The organism is Micrococcus terreus, from assembly GCF_900116905.1.
Taxonomy (GTDB): Bacteria; Actinomycetota; Actinomycetes; order Actinomycetales; family Micrococcaceae; genus Citricoccus; species Citricoccus terreus.
This window is the reverse complement of the sequence record NZ_FPCG01000009.1, coordinates 1-17,576: the sequence shown is the minus strand read 5'-3', so window position 1 is coordinate 17,576 and position 17,576 is coordinate 1. Positions and strand designations below refer to the sequence as shown.

Annotated in this window: 13 protein-coding genes and 1 pseudogene; 8 read left to right on the top strand and 6 right to left on the bottom strand. The window is 68.3% G+C overall.

Annotated elements, in window-relative coordinates; all coding sequences use genetic code 11:
* The first annotated feature begins 82 nt into the window (after positions 1 to 82).
* Positions 83 to 691 (top strand): isopentenyl-diphosphate Delta-isomerase, encoded by a 609-nt coding sequence (gene idi / locus BM355_RS10565; protein ID WP_091698511.1) that lies wholly within the window; start codon positions 83 to 85, stop codon positions 689 to 691.
* 265 nt (positions 692 to 956) lie between these two features.
* Here the strand turns inward: idi and BM355_RS10560 are convergent, their stop codons facing one another.
* From BM355_RS10560 to purB, 6 genes are all read right to left on the bottom strand, one after another.
* Positions 957 to 2,375: an S-layer homology domain-containing protein gene (locus BM355_RS10560; RefSeq protein ID WP_091698262.1), complete on the bottom strand. Its 1,419-nt coding sequence runs from the start codon at positions 2,373 to 2,375 to the stop codon at positions 957 to 959.
* 18 nt (positions 2,376 to 2,393) lie between these two features.
* Positions 2,394 to 3,029, bottom strand: coding sequence for a DUF4352 domain-containing protein (locus tag BM355_RS10555; RefSeq protein ID WP_143109484.1), 636 nt, complete (start codon positions 3,027 to 3,029; stop codon positions 2,394 to 2,396).
* Between the two features lie 170 nt (positions 3,030 to 3,199).
* Complete coding sequence (locus tag BM355_RS10550; protein WP_091698257.1) at positions 3,200 to 3,706, bottom strand: septum formation family protein; 507 nt, start codon at positions 3,704 to 3,706, stop codon at positions 3,200 to 3,202.
* Positions 3,703 to 4,188, bottom strand: a complete 486-nt coding sequence (locus tag BM355_RS10545; protein WP_091698254.1) for a GNAT family N-acetyltransferase — start codon at positions 4,186 to 4,188, stop codon at positions 3,703 to 3,705. The genes BM355_RS10550 and BM355_RS10545 overlap by 4 nt, the downstream gene beginning before the upstream one ends.
* A 121-nt stretch (positions 4,189 to 4,309) precedes the next feature.
* Positions 4,310 to 5,002 (bottom strand): trimeric intracellular cation channel family protein, encoded by a 693-nt coding sequence (locus BM355_RS10540; RefSeq protein WP_091698251.1) that lies wholly within the window; start codon positions 5,000 to 5,002, stop codon positions 4,310 to 4,312.
* Positions 4,999 to 6,462: an adenylosuccinate lyase gene (purB, locus tag BM355_RS10535; protein WP_091698249.1), complete on the bottom strand. Its 1,464-nt coding sequence runs from the start codon at positions 6,460 to 6,462 to the stop codon at positions 4,999 to 5,001. Before purB ends, BM355_RS10540 begins: the two co-directional genes overlap by 4 nt.
* A 73-nt stretch (positions 6,463 to 6,535) precedes the next feature.
* On the opposite strand from purB, the gene BM355_RS10530 reads away from it, so the two are divergent.
* The 7 genes and pseudogenes from BM355_RS10530 to BM355_RS10500 all read left to right on the top strand — a co-directional run.
* Complete coding sequence (locus tag BM355_RS10530) at positions 6,536 to 9,694, top strand: DEAD/DEAH box helicase (protein WP_245760748.1); 3,159 nt, start codon at positions 6,536 to 6,538, stop codon at positions 9,692 to 9,694.
* Between the two features lie 149 nt (positions 9,695 to 9,843).
* A complete protein-coding gene (locus BM355_RS10525) occupies positions 9,844 to 10,596 on the top strand; it encodes an SDR family NAD(P)-dependent oxidoreductase (protein ID WP_091698246.1) in 753 nt (250 codons plus the stop codon).
* Positions 10,597 to 10,718: 122 nt separating this feature from the next.
* Entirely contained in the window at positions 10,719 to 11,282 is a 564-nt protein-coding gene (locus BM355_RS10520; RefSeq protein ID WP_091698244.1) for a hypothetical protein, read from the top strand.
* 14 nt (positions 11,283 to 11,296) lie between these two features.
* On the top strand, positions 11,297 to 12,331 hold the full coding sequence (locus BM355_RS10515) for a hypothetical protein (protein ID WP_143109483.1): 1,035 nt from the start codon (positions 11,297 to 11,299) through the stop codon (positions 12,329 to 12,331).
* Between the two features lie 613 nt (positions 12,332 to 12,944).
* Positions 12,945 to 14,624 carry a hypothetical protein gene (locus tag BM355_RS10510; protein ID WP_091698240.1) on the top strand — a complete coding sequence of 560 codons (1,680 nt, stop codon included), beginning with the start codon at positions 12,945 to 12,947 and terminating at the stop codon, positions 14,622 to 14,624.
* Complete coding sequence (locus BM355_RS10505; RefSeq protein WP_091698237.1) at positions 14,621 to 17,218, top strand: hypothetical protein; 2,598 nt, start codon at positions 14,621 to 14,623, stop codon at positions 17,216 to 17,218. The genes BM355_RS10510 and BM355_RS10505 overlap by 4 nt, the downstream gene beginning before the upstream one ends.
* Positions 17,219 to 17,323: 105 nt before the next feature.
* Positions 17,324 to 17,576, top strand: a pseudogene (locus BM355_RS10500) (hypothetical protein); the annotation flags it as partial.

Sequence of the window (17,576 nt, the reverse complement as noted above, 5' to 3'; positions counted from 1 at the left end):
CGATCAACGGTTAGGGAATCGAATAGCGTGATGGTGGAGATAATCCTAACGGACAGCGCAGACAGACGGAGTGGTGCAGGACATGCAGGAGCAGACGAGCGCATCGCAGGGCCAACAGCCCCAGGGCGCCGAGGAGCAGTTGGTGGAGCTGGTGGTCCTGCTGGACGAGGCTGGCTCACCGATCGGCACCACGCCCAAGGCCAGCGTGCATCGCCGCGTCTCGGAGGGCGGGACGCCGCTGCACCAGGCCTTCTCTTGCCACATCCTGGGCATCGACGGCAGGCTGCTGCTCACCCGCCGAGCCCTGGGGAAGGTAGCCTTCCCCGGAGTCTGGACGAACGCAGTGTGCGGCCATCCCGGACCGGGAGAAGATGTGGAGGCCGCCGTCCGTCGTCGGGCCCTGAAGGAACTGGGGATGGAGCTGGGGGAGATTCACCCCGCACTGCCGAACTTCCGGTACCGCGCGGCAGATGCGGCGGGAATGGAGGAGAACGAGGTGTGTCCGGTGTTCGTGGCCCGCTCCGCGCAGCAGCCCGCGTTGGATCCGGAGGAGGCCGATGACTTCTCCTGGGTGCGGCCGAGCGATCTGCGGGCCGCTGTGATGTCCACTCCATTCGCCTTCAGCCCGTGGCTGGTCTCCCAGGTCAGAGCTGGGGTGCTCGACAAGCTCCCAGGTCAACTAGGGGTCTGACGCGCCCATCACTGGGCGGGATCGTGTCCGGATCGTTGCCGGAAGCGACGGCCGGCGGTAGAAGCGGACGAGGGCTGGACGCTACAATCGACAGTGCACCGTATCTCAGATCGGTGCAATGAAAACGTCCCTACCCCCGTATGCCGTGGCAGGGATTCGGCGTATCCACCGCACTGGTGGGGGGCCGCAACAGACCGGCCGTTCGCGGCCGGCGCGTGGTGCCTGGGCCCAGGGGTGTGGTCCCAGGCACCGCGCGTTGTTCGGGTCAGAACCTCTTCAGGAAGTCCCCGCCGATGATCTTGGTCCCGTTGGACTTCACGTAGGACGCCATCTGCGATCCGGCGATGTACGACCAGGACCGCACACCCTGCCGATCGGTGACCAGCTTGCGGTTGTAGTTCTGCGAGGCCAGCGGCTGGCTGGGGTCATACCGCTCCCACTCATCCACGTCCCGCAGCGTGCTGGCGTACTGGCTGGAGCGGATCTTCATCCGTTCCACCACCACGGAGTCGGTGGAGGTCGAGGGGATCATGAACGACCACCAGCTGTAGCCGGGACGCAGCCACAGTCCGTACCCGTTCACGCGCACGGTCACCTCGGAGATGGTCTTGTCCTTGAGCAGGAAGTACGCGGACTGTCCGTTGCGCAGGGTCCCGTACACCGCCAGCGGGTACTGGCTGGGCTGCGGCGGCTTGGGTGGCTCCGGGGGGCGCGGGGGAGTCGAGGTCAGGTAGCGGCTGCTGACCCAGCCGGCTCTCGTCCCGTCCCACACGTACGCCCAGCCGGTTCCGATCAGGCGCACATTGAGCTTCTTCCCGGCCGCCAGCTGGGTGATGACGGGGAAGTCCGTGCTGGGGCCCCGGCGCATGTTCAGGGTGCCGGTGGTGTACCGCACGCAGTTCGAGGTGCACTGGGTGGTGCCGTAGGCGTTGGGCGCAGAGGTGACGAACTGGCCGTTGGTGACGTGCAGCCGGTAGAGCAGGGTGACCAGTTCGGCGCGGGTGATGTTCCGCTGAGGCCCGAACTCCCGGGCGCTGTAGCCCTTGGTGATCCCGTTGACGTGGGCCCAGGTGATGCTGTCGTACTGCGGCCCGCCGTAGGCGATGTCCCGGAACGGGTCCAGGTGGGGTGCACGCCAGGCCGCTCCGGTCATCCGGTGCAGCATGGCTGCGGTGTGGGCACGGGTGATGGGCTGGTGTCCGCGCCAGGTCCGGTCTGCGTAGCCGGTGATGACCTTGGCGTTGTTGCCCCAGGTGACGGCCTGGTAGAAGACGCTGCTCCGGGACAGGTCGCGGAACGGTGAGGTGGTGGGGGCCGTCCAGCGGGGATCCCGGTAGCGGAACAGGATCTGCGCGGTCTCATTGCGCGAGATCTGGCGCTTCATCCCGAAGGTGCCGTCCCCGTACCCGGAGACCAGCCCGGAGCACTGGGCCCAGCGCACCGCGGTGTAGTACGCGGTCCCCGGGGTGTTGTCCGGGAACGGCTTCGCGGCACAGTCCGTGGCGGCGGGCAGGGCTGCCTGGGGGGCCACCGCCGACGGTCCGGCTGCCGGTGTGGTGACGGAGGCGCTGACTGCGGGGGCGGCGACCGGTGCGGCGGCGGCCGGGGCCATCCCGCCGGTCAGCAGCCCCGCGGTGACGGCAAGGGTGATCAGCCGGCGTGTGCCGGTGTGGTGAGTCTTCATCTGTGGATTCCCCTCGAATCAGGACCCGAAGGCCCAGGACCAGCCGCCCGTGCGGTCTGGGTCGTAGTTGACGGTGCCCTCGGTGACGGGGACGTCCAGCACGAGGATCCCCTCCAGCGCCTCACCGGGATTGATCACCGGCGGCAGCAGTTCGTCATTGCTCAGGCAGCCCCAGGACATCTCGCTGGCGGGCATCTCGTAGACGGTGCCGTCCGGGCCGGTGACGGTGAAGGCCTCGGTGGCCAGCGGCAGGAACAGCTCGTCCTGCGAGGCGTCCACGGACTGGTCCACGGACTGCTTCAGCTCGGCGTTCACGTCCACGTACAGGAAAGTGCCGTTGACGTTCTCCAGCTGCTGGTCGCCCACGCGGGCCGGGCAGCTCTGGTGCGCGGTGACGGACTCGACCTGGACGGTGAAGACCTCCTGGCCGGAGCTGTCCACCAGCCCCCCGGTCTCCCCGGCGGTCTTGACCACGTTGTCGTTCTCGTCCACCTGGACCGGTGATCCGTCCTGTGGGTTGGCCTGGGCCACGCCGGCCCCGCCCTGCCTGTCCTCCAGGTTCCCGGGATTCGCGACGACGGCCCAGGCACCTCCGGCGGTCAGCGCACCGGCCAGCAGGACGGCTGGCACGAGTCTGGTCTTGGTGATTCTCATGTGGTTTCCCTCTGAACCGTGGATGGGTGTCGGGGCCGAACGAGTCGAGCGCCCCCGGCCACCTTTGAACGATTCAGAGCCTGTGGTCAAGGTCTCCGCGGAGTCGAGCATCAATCGTTATGCCCGCCTGGGAGTCTGGGTCGATCGTGATGTGGAGGCGTCCGGGACGTTCAGCCCTTGCCGGCCTGGGGCCCCAGGAGCCGTCCGCCGGAATCCAGTTCCAGGGCGCACTGCACCTGACGGTCCCCCTCGGACCAGGAGCCCTCCGAGGGGACGAAGCTGCTGAAGCCCAAACGTGACTCGTCCGCGGTGGCACCGGTGTAGGCCAGGAACTCTCCGGCGCACCGCTCGGTGGCCTCACGCTGGGCGGCATCTTCGCCGGGCCACTCCGAGTGGTCCAGCTGGAATAGGGCGTACAGCTCCTGATCGTGCGCCACCTCGCAGGGGACCACACTGACCCGGTAGAGCCCGTCGCCGGCCTCCGGGCGGTCGAAGCACTGCCCGGGGGAGAGCTGGAAGATGCTCATCTGCTGGGCGCTGACACTCGGGCTGGGCGTGGAGGCGCCCACCTCCTCGTGTCCCGCGCTGGGACCGCAGCCGGTCAGCGCCAGGGCGAGGGCCGTCGTCGGGAAGGTCCAGCCCAAGGTGCTGGAGCGGGAGGTGCGGTGCGAGCTCACCTGTCCACTGTAGGCAGGTCCTTGGCGTAGCAGACCGACTCCACCGCGCCCACATAGGGTTCGAAGGCCGGGGCCTCAGTGAATCCGGCGCGGAGGTAGAGCCTCCGACCGGCGTCCTGGAACACTGCCGCTTCGGTGACCAGCCGGGTGAATCCGGCCTCCCGCGCGGCGTCCTCCACCGCGGTGAGCAGTTCGGCGGACACCCCGGACCCACGGGACATGGGCATCAGGTAGAGCCGTTTGAGCTCGGCGGTGGCGGGGTCGATCCGCCGGAAACCGCCGCCTCCGATCGCATCCAGGGTGGTGCGCTGCTGGGCGATCACGTAGCGCGGATCGTCGGTGGGAGAGGGGTCGGTGCCGGCGTCGTACCGGCTGTCCGGGGGAGTGATGCGTTCGAGTTCACGGTGCTGGGCCAGGCGCAGCGCGTGGGCCACGGGGTGGTCCCAGGGGACGGTGTGGAAGATCAGATGGGATGAGCGCATGGGTCCCCTTCGGTGCGGCGCGCGTCAGGGATCTCCCGACGTCGGCACCTCACCATCCTGCCGAGCGGTGGTTTCACCGGTGTTACCGGTGGGTGACGGTGTGGGACGAGCCTGCTGCGGGTCAGTGCAGGGGTGCGCCGTGGACAGCGCCGGGGGCGGTCCAGCCGAAGCGCAGGGAGAGCACGCGCAGGGTGAAGACCGCGATGACGATCAGTGCTCCGGTGAGCCAGTTGAGCCAGCCGAAGAACTCGAGCCAGGAGGCCAGTCCCGCGCCGATCATGGCGGGGATGGCGTACACGCCGCGGCGGTTGAACAGCTGCGGGGTCTCGTTGGCCACCACATCGCGCATCACGCCGCCGCCCACCGCTGTGGCCACCCCGAGCAGGGCGCCCTGGACCGGGCCCATGCCGGCGCTCATGGCGGTCTGGGTGCCGAGCACGCAGAACAGGGCGAGGCCGGCGGCGTCGAACACCAGCAGCGGGCGGCGGTACCGGTCCTGGTGCACCAGGTGGATGTAGACCAGCGCGACGGCCAACAGCGGCGGGAGCAGGTAGATGGGTTGACGGAAGGCGTTGGGGATGTCATCGCCGATGATCAGGTCGCGGATCACGCCGCCGCCCAGACCCACCAGGTAGGCCAGGAACATGGAGCCGATGATGTCGAAGTGCCGTTTGGCCGCCAGTAGTGACCCGGAGACGGCGAAGAAGAACACCCCCGTCAGGTCCAACACGAGCAGGACCGTGGGGAGGTAGTCCACCACCGGCTCCGGGGCGGGCACCGGAAGGGTGGCGTGGACCCAGGCTGCAGAGGTCACTGCTGGGGCGTGACCAGCTGGTGCGCCAACCCCGTGTACGTGGCTGGGGTGAGTTCGAGCAGGCGGGCCTCGGCCTCGGGCTGGAGCCCCAGACCCTGGACGAACTCGCGCATGCGCTCGCCGTCCACGCGCTGGCCACGGGTGAGGTCCTTGAGGCGCTCGTAGGGGTCTTCCATGCCCTCGACTCCGGCGATCGCCTGGGCGCGCATGACGGTCTGGACGGCCTCGCCGAGGACCTCCCAGTTGGTGTCGAGATCGTGCGCGAGAACATCTTCGGCCACGTCCAGCTGGGTCAGGCCCTTGGAGACGTTGGACAGGGCCAGCAGGGAGTGGCCGATGCCCACGCCGATGTTGCGCTGTGAGGTGGAGTCGGTGAGGTCGCGCTGCCAACGGGACTCGACCAGGGTGGCGGCCAAGGAGTCCAACAGGGCGTTGGAGAGTTCGAGGTTGGCCTCGGCGTTCTCGAACCGGATGGGGTTGACCTTGTGCGGCATGGTGGAGGACCCAGTCGCACCGGCCACGGGGATCTGCTTGAAGTAGCCGATGGAGATGTAGGACCACACGTCCACGCAGAACCCGTGCAGGATGCGGTTGAAGCGGGCCATGTCTGCGTAGAGCTCGGCCTGCCAGTCGTGGGACTCGATCTGGGTGGTCAGACGGTTCCAGGTCAGACCCAGATGCTCCACGAAGGTGCGGGCGATCTGCTGCCAGTCGGCGTCCGGGGCGGCGGAGAGATGCGCGGCGTAGGTGCCGGTGGCGCCGTTGATCTTGCCCAGGTACTCCTGCTGACGGATGCGGTCCATCTGGCGGTTCAGGCGGTGCGCGAAGACGGCGAGCTCCTTGCCCAGGGTGGTGGGCGTGGCGGGCTGGCCGTGGGTGCGGGAGAGCATGGGGACGGCGGCGGACTGCTCGGCCATGGCGGTGATCTTGGCGACGGCCTGGTCAGCGGCGGGCAGCCAGACCTGCTCGACGGCGTCACGCACCCCTACCGCGTAGGCCAGGTTGTTGATGTCCTCCGAGGTGCAGGCGAAGTGCACGAGGGGCTTGAGGTGGGCCAGGCCCAGGTCCTCCAGGCGCGCGGAGATGTAGTACTCCACGGCCTTGACGTCATGCACGGTGATGGCCTCGATGCCGGCCAGCTCCTCGATGCCTTCGGTGCCGAAATCGGTCACGATGGCGCGCAGACCCTGCTCCTGCTCAGCGGTGAGCGGAGAGAGACCCGGCAGCACGCTCTGGGCACAGAGGTGGATGAACCACTCGACCTCCACGTGGATGCGGTTGCGGTTCAGCGCGGCCTCGGAGAGGTGATCGGCCAGCGGCGCCACGGCAGAGCGGTAGCGGCCGTCCAGCGGGCCGACCGGGATGCCGGCCTCGGCCAGGGACTGACGCCCCGCGGTGGACCCGGCGGGGGAGGTGGAGGCGGACGCGGCGGCAGGCACAGAGGCGGACTGATCAGGCATGCCTCCATTCTCGCACTGGGTTCGAGGAGGGGGTGCTTCGTATCGTGTCTGCGGCGCAGAACATAATGGCGACATGGAAGAACCTCGCGTCCTGAGTTCCGGACGGCTCGCGCAGCTGGCCCCTGGTGTGTACGAACAGCTCGTGACTCAGGCGGTGAAGGAACGGCTGCAGGACAACGCGGCCATGCGTGCTGATGTCTCGGATGTGCCGGGCGATGCGGTCGTCCGACCGCTGGCGCAGCATGTCTCTCAACTGGTCGAGCATGCGTTGTCAGCTGCAAAGACATCGGAACAACAGCGGGAGATCGCCGCAAGAGTGATTGCAGCTTTGGGGGACGGCTACGCGCCGGACCAGATCGCGCCCGGTGAGGCTATCCGTCAGCTCCGTGAAGTGCGGCCAGCCATCGACTTGAATCAGCAGTCGAAAGAACGGCCAGAGACGCCGTTCTCTGATGTCGCTCTCATTACCAACGCATCGAGTGAGCCGAGCATCGGATCGGAAATTCGCGCCGAGCTCGATTCGGCGGATCGCGTCGATCTACTGTGTGCCTTCGTGAAATGGCAGGGGCTGCGGACCATGGAGCGAGAGCTGGCAGCTTTGAAGGAACGGGGTGTTCCTTTCCGTGTCATCACCACCACCTATATCGGAGCAACCGAGCGACTGGCGCTCGATCGGATCGTGCGTGAGTTCGGTGGCGAGGTACGCATCAGCTACGCCACCAAGTCCACGCGGCTCCACGCGAAGGCATGGCTATTCCACCGGGATAGTGGCTACAGCACCGCCTACGTCGGGTCGTCGAACCTCTCGCGGGCGGCCATGTTGGACGGATTGGAGTGGAATGTTCGCCTCTCCAACGTCATGACCCCAGCCCTGATTCGAAAGTTCGAGGCGACCTTCGAAAGTTACTGGGACGACGACTCCTTTGAGCCGTATAACCCGGATGTGGATGGAGACCGGCTCGAGCGGGAGATCAAGAAGGGTTCCTTTGCCGGCACCACCACACCCCAGCTCGAACTGAGGGGACTGGATGTGCGGCCGTACCCGCACCAGGTGCTGATGATGCAAGATCTCGCCGCCGAGCGCGCAGAGCACGATCGGCATCGCAACCTGCTGGTTGCTGCGACTGGAACGGGAAAGACGGTCATTGCCGCGCTGGATTACCGTGACTTGATCACTCATGCTGGGCGACGACTGAAGTTGCTGTTCGTTGCTCACCGCCAGGAGATATTGGAGCAGGCTCGTCACACGTACCGCAGTGTGCTCAGCGATCCCACCTTTGGTGAGCTGTACGTCGGCGGTGACCGGCCCACTCGGTGGGAGCACGTATTCGCCAGTGTGCAGTCATTGGGAAGTTATGGCATCGAGAATCTGCCAGCCGAGCATTTCGATGTTGTGGTGATCGACGAGTTTCATCATGCTCCCGCTCAGTCCTACGAACTCTTGCTGTCCCACCTGCGTCCGCAGGAAATGCTGGGCTTGACCGCGACTCCGGAGCGTTCAGATGGTTTTAACGTCAAGGGCATCTTCGGTGGGCGCATTGCCTCGGAGATGCGGCTGTGGGACGCGCTGGATGCGGACATTCTGGTGCCGTTTCACTACTTTGGCATCGCAGATGATGTGGACCTCAGCCGAGTGGAGTGGAAGAACGGACAGTACGACCGGACCGCGTTGGGCAAGGTCTATACGGGGAACGATGCCCGCACCCGCGCCATCTTGAAAGCACTACGCGACAAGGTAGGGGATCTGACCGCGATGAAGGCGCTTGGATTCTGCGCCACCGTGGACCATGCGCACTACATGGCGGAGGCATTCACTGCGGCCGGAATCCCTGTAGCCGTCATCGTGGGAGATACCGACAATGCGGTTCGTCGTGAAGCCCTGGCACAACTGCGCGCCGGGGACATCAAGGTGGTCTTCGGTGTGGACGTCTTCAATGAAGGTCTCGATATTCCGGACGTCAACACAGTGCTCTTTCTCCGACCGACGCAGAGCGCCACGATCTTCCTTCAGCAGCTGGGACGCGGTCTGCGTCGTGCCCATGGAAAGAGCGTCCTCACCGCGCTGGACTTCGTCGGTCATCAGCGCAAGGAGTTCAGATTCGATCTCAAGCTACGTGCACTGACGGGTGTGGGTCGAAAGCAACTGGTGGACGATCTCCACCATGACTTCCCGTACCTCCCGTCTGGAAGTCAGATTGTCCTGGACGAGGTGGCTCGGGAGAACATCCTGGAGAACATTCGTACCCAGGTCGGGCTCAATGTGAACCAGCTGGCTCAGGATGTTCGGGACCATGCAGGTGGTCGGGATGTGTGGAAGTACCGTCTTGCCGACTACCTGGCAGAGTCCGACCGAACAGTCGCAGATGTCTACCGGCAGGGATCAAATGGGCGCAGTTGGACGACGCTGCGTCTACGAGCTGATCGATCTGAGCCGTCGATTCACATCACGACCGAGGCTGCGAGGGAAACGTTGAAGGTTGGTCGACTTGTCCACGTAGATGACCGAGAGCGCGCCGATGCATACCTGCGCATCCTCACTAACGGCCGACTTATGCATGAAATGTCCACGTTGGAGCAGCAGTACGCCCGGATGCTGTACTTCACTGTCATCCATGAAAAGGATCGGTTCACATCGTTCGACGATGGACTGGCCTGGGCCCGAGGACAACGTGCCTTCGTGGAGGAAGCTGGCCAGTTGCTGGAGCACGTTGTAGACGTGGCTCGCAATACTCCCCAGCCGATGAATCTGGACAAGGAAACTGTACTCAAGAGCCATGCCCACTATCGTCGCGAGGAGGCCTTGGCAGGGTTGGACATTCTGGGGTGGAGAAACCAGAACATGCAGCATGTGGAAGGTGTTGCCTGGTCGGAGGTGTACCAACTCGATGCGCTGTTTGTGACGTCTAAGAAGGACTCAAGCGGATTCTCGCCGACCACGATGTATCGAGACTTCGCCGTCAGCCCGGACCGCTTCCACTGGGAAAGCCCGAACGACACCAAAGCAAGTTCGACACCAGGGCGGCGCTACTTGGCGAAAGCGAACGGTGAAACTCACACAGCTCTGTTCGTGCGTGAACGGAAGAAAGATGAGATCGGCACGGTCCCCTTTCTGAATCTCGGTACAGTCCAGTTCGCTTCCTGGAACAACACGGAACGCCCGATGCAGATCACCTGGGACCTCGACCGTGAGATGCCCCTCCAAGTGTTCCGTGGAGCAAGTGCTGCTTCATAACGCAATCGGGACTGTGCCGTGATGACAGCCTGACCAGTGCGGTTCCGGTTGGCAGCGGGCCGCAGGCCCCCTAGCGTTGGAGGTGGGCCCGGAGGCAGGGCCCACCATCCCCACCCGGGTGCACCCCGGAGAACAGAGGAGAGAACGGCATGACGGATTTCGCTGGCAAGGTCGCACTGGTCACCGGCGCAGGGTCAGGCATCGGAGAGGCCTGCGCCAAGGACCTGGCGAAGAATGGGGCAGCCGTACTCGTCACGGACCTCAACGAGGACGCCGCGAAGCGCGTGGCCCAGGAGATCTCCGACGCCGGCGGCAAGGCCACCGCCACGAAGCAGGACGCCGCCTCCCCTGAGGACAACGAGGCCGCCGTGAAGCTCGCTGTGGACACCTACGGCGCCCTGCACCTGGCCGTGAACAACGCCGGCATCGGCGCGGGCCCGGATCCGGCCGGTGAGCTCGCCCTCGATGACTGGAACAAGGTCATCGACATCAACCTCAACGGCGTGCTCTACGGCATGCGCTACCAGCTGCCCGCCATCGAGGCTGCCGGCGGTGGGGCGATCGTCAACATGGCCTCCATTCACGGCACCGTGGGCACAGGCCTGGGCGCCTCCGCCTACACAGCCGCCAAGCACGGCGTGGTGGGCCTGACCAAGCAGGCCGGCATCGACTACGGCCAGCGCGGCGTGCGCATCAACGCCGTGGGCCCGGCCTACATCGAGACCCCGCTGCTGGCCGACCTGCCCGAGGAGGTCCACGCGGACCTCGTCTCCAAGCACCCCATCGGCCGTCTCGGCCGCGCCGAAGAGGTCGCCCACCTCGTCAGCTTCCTGCTCAGCGAGAAGGCCTCCTTCATGACCGGCGCCTACTACCTGGTGGACGGCGGCTACACCGCGCCGTGACACCCACGCCCACGGGCCCGGCCCCGGGACCGGCTGACACCAGCCGACCCGGGCCGGGCCCTCAGCATCTCCAGGCTCAGTAGGCTGACCCCACAGGTGAGAACGGCACTGGAGGGGGACACATGAAGCGCCGCATGACCACGGCCCTGGGGATCGCCGTCGCCGTGCTGGGCGCCGGGACCCTGGGTGCAGCCGCACTGGGTGCCGCGCCGCTGCTCACCCAGCCTGGACACGAGGTGCAGTACGTCGTGGAGGACGGACTGCCCCACGGCATCACCCCACAGAGCGTGGCGGCCGCGAATGATCCCGACCCCGCCCGTGCCTGGACCCCGCTGACGTTCCGTGTCACCGACGAGGGCCTGACCAGCGAGCACGCCGAGGACGGATCCGACCTCGGAGCAGACGCCGTGCTGGCCCTACGGGATACGGATTCGCCCGTGTTCGATGAGGCCGGCACCCGGCTCGACTACGGACTGCACTCGCGCGACGGGCTGCTGGCGGCGGAAACGCCCGACGGCGTCCCCTGGGCAGAGATCGCGGCCCGTGAGGCCGTGGAGCGCACCCTGGACACGAGCGACGGCCCCGCCGCGGTGGTGGCCGCCGCGCACGCACTCGGCGGACCGACCCCGGGCCTGCGCGCTCACCGGCACTGTGGCTGGGCCTGGCCCTGTGCGGTGCGGCCCTGACCGTCCTCACGCTGGTGGGATGGGCACGACGACGGCGCCGCGAGTCCGCGGTGGAGCGCACCTTCCGCGAGGGCCGGTTCCAGTTGGCTCAGGTCATCCTGGACCACGAGATCCTGGAGGTCTCCTTCCTCACGGTGCCCGAGGGACACCGCCCCCACGGGTTCACCCAGGCCTGGGAGCGGATCCGAGAGCAGGCGCTGCGGTCCGCCCGTGCCGAGGAACAGCTCGCCCCGCAGGTCGCCGATCCCGGCCAGCGGGGGTTCGACCTGGTGGAGGAGGATGTGGAGGACTTCACCGCAGACGTCCGCGACCTGGCCGCCGACGCACAGGCTCTGATGCAGTCCAGCCGGGTGCACGGTCAGCAGGTCGGCGGCGGCACCGTCCTGGACCGGGTGGCCCAACCACTCGTCAGCAGGGTCCGCAGCCTGCAGTCCCGGCTCCACCTGGCGCCTGAGCGCACCGTGGACCGTCCCGCCCAGGACGAGCTGCAGTCAGCTCTCGATCACCTCCTGGCCCTCGTCCAGGAGTGGACCCCGGACACCGGATCTGAACAGAATCCCCACCACGCGGCGAGGGTGCTGCGCGACTGGGAGCGGGCGGAGGACCGGCTGGGCCGGGCCGTGCTGGCCGTGGCCGAGCAGATCGAACGGCTCCCCGGGGCCGAACCCGCCGGGGCGAACACCGCTGACCGTCTGCCCTACGAGCTGGGCGTCCTGCGCGAACAGCTCGGATTGGACCCGGAGCCCGGCGGCAATCTGATGGTGAACCTGGGCCGGGCCGCGGCTGCCGCGCAGAGTCATCTGGGGCCCGCCCGGACCTGGACGGCCCGGGTGGGGACGATCCTGCCCAGACCTCGGACGGTGAGGTGGACTCACTGCGCACGCTCCTCGCCCGGGAGATGGCCACCTTCGCCGAGATGCACCCGCCGGTGCAGGGCCGGGAGCTGCTCCGGCGCGACCCGGAGACCGGACGGGCGCAGGGCCTGTCCCGGTGGGGGTGGATCTCGGCCGTCGCGATCTGGGGGACCCTGGCGGGGCTCCCCGCTCTGATGGTGGCCGACCGACTCTTCGACTATCCGGCCTGGGACCCGCAGTTCAACCCGATCGAGCACAGGGCCAGCATCACCGGGCCACCGATCGACCAGGGGATCTACACCGTCATCCTGTGGTTCGGGATCACCGCGCTGCCCCTGGCCCTGGTGGCGTTGGCGGAGGAGACCGCCGACCTGTCCGCCGGCGCCGGACGGTTCACGCAGGGCGGGGCCGACCTGCGCACCGCCATGGCCGAGCTGGTGAAGCTCATGCGCGGGCTGGACGAGTCCCGTCTCTCCGCCGTGGCCGTGCTCGGTGCCGGACCGGTCGGCTCCCCGCGCGAGGCCGAACAGCGCGTGTACGAACGGGCCCTGGTCGCCGCCTGGCGTGAGGCCGAGGCCATCGAATCCCTCACCGTCTGCGAACGGATGCGCCCGGCCACCACCGCACGCATCGAGGAGCCCCAGGCAGCCGTCCGGCAGATCAGCGTCCGCGAGTCCCTGGTGCAGGACCGGGCCGAGGCGCTGCTGCGCTCCGCACGCGAGTCCTGACATGGGGCTGAGCCCTGAACGTGTCCGTCCCGCCCAGTACGCTGACACCAGAGACGAACACTGCAGCCGAGGGGGCGAGCATGCACCGCACCAGAACCAGCCGGGCCACCGCGGGACTGATGGGCGCCGTAGCCGTCCTCACCCTCTCCCTGCTCAGCGCGCACCCGGCCAACGCTGAACCCACCAGCTCTCCCCAGCCCACCCAGCCCTCCGGCCCGGCCTACCCCACCATCAGCCCCACGGAACCCGGACCGCCGAATCTGGAGGAGGGGGAGCGGGAAGTCCCCAGCGTCACCACGCGCACCGAGCACCTGGACCTGGCGATCATGGACGAACTCCAGGGCGAGATCGACGCCGAAGCCCTGGTGGCCGCCGTCGGGAAGCTGGAGATGGGGCAGCGCCGCATCCTGGTGGCCATGGACCGCGAACCAGCCGGAAGCCCGCACGCCCGGTCGCTGGCCGGGAGCATGATCCTGATGGTCCACCCGGAAATCCTGCGCGATGACTGGCTGGACGTGGAGCATGGTGGTCACCTGGTCGGCGAGGACTGGTCCATCATCACCGTGATCCTGCCCCAGACCCCCGGATCCGGACCCGCGGACGTGTTCTTCCAAGAGGGCACCAAGGTGGACCTGGACGGGACCGCCGAAGAGGTCACCGCCGCCATCGCCTCCGCGGGGGAGGACCCGTTCGCGCAGGGCGACTACACCGGCGGGATCGAACGGATGATCACCACCGCCGTGGACCGCACGAGCATCCAGCCCAGTCCGTGGCCCTGGCTCCTGGGGGCGCTGGGCGCCGTGGTCCTGCTCATCCTGGGGTGGCTGGGTGTGCGCGGGCTGATGCGCAGCGGCGCGGGGCAGCGCCGCTACCGCCAGGCGGTGGCCAGCGGACAGGACCTCACCGAGCTGCTCGGGGAGGAGTCCCGGCCCCGGATGCGGCGGCTGGAGCGGATGGCTCAGGCGCCGACCAGCATTCTGGCGCCTCTGGAGATTCCCGACGACGGCACGCTGGGGGCGCTCGACGGCTCGGCTTTGCCAGGGGTCGGGGCGGTGCGCGGGGTGGTCCGCGGCCGGCTGGAACGCCAGCTGCACCGACTGCCGACCACCCTGGAGCAGGTGGAGCAGCGCGCGGTGCAGCGCACCATCGCCCCGGAGGACGACCATGAACTCGCCGCGCGGCTGGACTACGCGGCCGAGGCCTACGAACGGCTCGGCACTGTCCTCACCCACGGGGTGGCGGCGGACCCGGTGGTGGTGAAGATGATCATCTCCGCCCATCGGGCCCGGCTGCGCGATCTGAACCGGCTGGCCCAGCAACACCGGGTCAGCGGGTTCCGCAGCGGCCCCGAAGCCCTGCAGATGGTGGTGGATCACACCCACGAGTTGGACGAGGTCAGCGCCATCCTGGACCGCGAGGTCGGCCAGGGGCAGGATCCCGCGGGGTCCGGGCTCAGCGGGCTGCTGCGCCGACTCCGCGGCCGCCAGGACGAACCCTCTGAGGCCGCCGCGCACCCCGGAGTGGTGGCCGGACAGCTGCTGGACCGGCTGGAGGCCATGCGCGTGGACGCCGAACGGGTGTCCGTGGCCCTGGTGGTGCAGGGCGGGGAGGACGTCCACCTGCGCCGGGACGAGGACGTCTGGGAGGCCTCCGACCCCCTGGTGGACCTGCACCGGGCCGAGACGTTGGAGACGGCTGGCGGTCCGGCGTCCCGGGGGCGGTCCCGGGGCCGGCGTGCACGGCGGGGGGACCGCACATGAAGTCCAGTCAGAACACCCGGGTGCTGGGCTGGACGGCAGCCACGCTCACCGCCCTGACCCTGGGAGCCGGAGCGGCCGGGGCGTTCACCCTGACCGCACAACCTCAGCACGCGGTCCAGATCCAGGTGGAGGAGGGACTGCCGTACAACATCTCCGAGCAGACCGTGCAGGCGGCGCTCGGGGAGGATTCCGTGCCTTCCTGGCGGCCGTTGACGCTGCGGGTGACGGACAAGTTCATCACCTACGGCCAGATCTACCGGGGTGCCGAGACCGAGGCTGACCTGGTGCTGTCCATCCCCACGCGCGAAGCGGACCCCGAGGCTGAGGCCCGGTTCGACGGGGTCGGCCTGAACCAGGTGACCCTGGGCGCCCTGTCCGACCCCACCCGGTCCCGGTATGACATCCACGAGGCGTTCACCGGGAACCGGGACCTCGGCCACGGACCCTCCGCGGTGGTGGAGGCCGCCCGCACGGCCGGCGAAGAGACCTACCGGGGGCTGCCGCGCTCGATGTGGCTGTGGATCGGGCTGCTGACCGGCGGCGGTGCACTGTCCCTGGTGGCGCTGACCCTCTGGGCCCGGCTGCGGCGCCAGGACACCGCTGTGGAGCGGACCTTCCGGGCCGGCCGGCTGGACGTGGCCCGGGTCATCCTGGACCACGAGGCCCTGGAGGTCTCCTACCTGGCCGTTCCCGAGGGGCAGCGACCACCCGGATTCGAGCAGGCCTGGCGGCGGCTCCAGGAGGAGGCCCTGCCCCTGGCCCGGCGCGAAGAGGGACTGCTGCTGCGCCTGAACTCCACCGACCCGGCCCTGCGCGAGGGTCTGGCCGCGGACATCCAGGACTACCGGGACTCCGCCCGGGAGCTGGCCGAGCAGGCCCACGCGCTGGAGCAGTCCGGGCGGGTGCACGCCCGGCTGGAGGGCGGCGACACCGTGCTCGATCAGATCGCCCAGCCGCTCGTCTACGCCTCGCGGACCCTGCTGGCCCGGCTCGCCGAGGCCCCCCGCCGGACCCTGGACGCGCACACCTCCGCCGAACTGGAGGCCGCGCACGCCGACCTGCTGGGCCAGATCGAGGCCTGGGGGCCAGCCGCAGAGGAGGCCACCGGCGACGGGGCGAAGGGCTCCGCGGACCGGATCGGCGGGAGCTTCCAGCAGGACTGGCAACGGGCCGAGGAACGCCTGGGCCGCGCCGCCGAGGCCGTGCGCCAGCAGCTCGTCCGGTACCCAGGGGCCCGAGACTCCTCCGAGCTCGCACCCCTCCCCGGACTGGAGGGCACCCAGGCTCTGCGGGACAGTCTGGGACTGAACTCGGCACCGGCGCGGGACGCACTGGCCAGCCTGGCGCGCGCCCACGGTGCCGCCCGAGCACTGATCGGCCCGCACCAGGACCTGGACACCGCCACTGCAGTGTCCGACGACGGCCCCCTGCCCGCGGTGACCTCCTGGATCGATCGCCTCGGCGAGGGGGCAGCCCCCGGTGGGCGCCGTCGTCGGGAAGGGAATGCGTGGTTCCACACCACCCGCGGTGACGACCGTCCGCGGCTGTCCCGCCTGACCTGGCTGGTGGCCGCCGGGGGAGCGGCTGTGCTCACCCTGCTGCCGGCACTGATCATCGCCGAATCCGTCACCCGTGCCCCCGGATGGGAGCTGACCGGGGACCAGCCCGTGGACGCCGTGCAGATCGACGGGCCCGAGCTGGGGGACCTGAGCGAGGAGGGCATCCTGCGGTTCGTGGACGGGGCGTTCGTGGAGCCCGTGGACGTGACCGTGGCCGTCCGGGACGCCGAGTCCTACCTGGACCGGACCGGTGAGAGCACCGAGCTCAGCTACGAGCTGGATCCGGCCGCCACCGTGGAGGCCCTGTGGCGGTTGAAGTCCGAGTTCCCGGAGAAGGTGGATGAGCGCACCGGTGAGCTGCTGCCCGGGACGGTGATCGTGCCCGTGATGGTGTGGGAGGAGGACGTCTTCAGCGTGCTGTATCCCATTACCGGGGCCGTGTCCGAGGGGGAGCGGAGCCGGTTGGCGCCCCACGCCAGCGAGAGGGACAGCACCCTGATCTCCGACGGCGGCCTGGTGGACGTGCGGGTGGGCAGCGAACTGGAGAGCGTGGGCCGAGGGCTCCAGTCCAATGGGGCGGACCGGCCCGAGGCGAGCGAGGGCGTGGTCGCCGTCGTGCTCTGGGTGGCTTTCACCGCGGGGCTGCTGCTCCTGCTGGCGCTGGTGGAGACGCTGGCCGGACTCTCCGTGGGCGCCGGACGGTTCGGGCGCGGCAGCGCCGCCCTGCGGCGGGTCAAGGAGTCGCTGGAGAAGCTCATGCCCGGCCTGGACGAGTCCCGTCTCTCCGCTGTGGCGGTGCTGGGTGCGGGGCCGGCGGGTTCGCCCCAGGAGGCCGAGCAGCGGCTCTACGAACGGTCCCTGGTGGCCGCGTGGCGCGAGGTGGAGCAGATCGAGTCCCTCTCCGTGGCCGAGCGGGCCCGGCGGGACACCCAGGAGCGGATCGAGGCACTGCAGCGTGCCGTGGCACAGATCCTGGCCCGCGAGTCCGATGTGCAGGCACGTGCGGACGAGGTGCTGCGCCAGCGGCGGGACTGACGTCTGCACCACAACTGGAGGTCAGTTATCACTCGCATGAGCCCGAAACCCTTCCTGGCAGGCTGGTTGTGAACCGGTTGGTTCCCTGATTGATGGAGCAGGTTCATGACTGTAATCATTCCGACCAAGGAGTTCTCCCCGGAGCAGCGGCGCCGGTTGGTGCTGGAGTATCTGGAGCGTCCTCATGGGACGAAGAGAGCGTTTTTGAAGGAGCAGGACATCTGCTTCGAGCAGTTGCGAAGATGGCAGGCGGCGTTGGCCGATGGTGACCTGGACAGGGGTCTGGTGCCTCGAAAGACTGGGGTGATGACCAGACGAGATGCCACGGAGATCCGCCGGCTTCAGGCCGAGGTTGATC

What these genes read in the sequence shown, in the direction of transcription:
- idi (WP_091698511.1), top strand. Translation starts at nt 83, where the DNA reads ATGCAGGAGCAGACGAGCGCATCGCAGGGCCAACAGCCCCAGGGCGCC.
- BM355_RS10560 (WP_091698262.1), bottom strand. Translation starts at nt 2,375, where the DNA reads ATGAAGACTCACCACACCGGCACACGCCGGCTGATCACCCTTGCCGTC.
- BM355_RS10555 (WP_143109484.1), bottom strand. Translation starts at nt 3,029, where the DNA reads ATGAGAATCACCAAGACCAGACTCGTGCCAGCCGTCCTGCTGGCCGGT.
- BM355_RS10545 (WP_091698254.1), bottom strand. Translation starts at nt 4,188, where the DNA reads ATGCGCTCATCCCATCTGATCTTCCACACCGTCCCCTGGGACCACCCC.
- purB (WP_091698249.1), bottom strand. Translation starts at nt 6,462, where the DNA reads ATGCCTGATCAGTCCGCCTCTGTGCCTGCCGCCGCGTCCGCCTCCACC.
- BM355_RS10530 (WP_245760748.1), top strand. Translation starts at nt 6,536, where the DNA reads ATGGAAGAACCTCGCGTCCTGAGTTCCGGACGGCTCGCGCAGCTGGCC.
- BM355_RS10525 (WP_091698246.1), top strand. Translation starts at nt 9,844, where the DNA reads ATGACGGATTTCGCTGGCAAGGTCGCACTGGTCACCGGCGCAGGGTCA.
- BM355_RS10520 (WP_091698244.1), top strand. Translation starts at nt 10,719, where the DNA reads ATGAAGCGCCGCATGACCACGGCCCTGGGGATCGCCGTCGCCGTGCTG.
- BM355_RS10510 (WP_091698240.1), top strand. Translation starts at nt 12,945, where the DNA reads ATGCACCGCACCAGAACCAGCCGGGCCACCGCGGGACTGATGGGCGCC.
- BM355_RS10505 (WP_091698237.1), top strand. Translation starts at nt 14,621, where the DNA reads ATGAAGTCCAGTCAGAACACCCGGGTGCTGGGCTGGACGGCAGCCACG.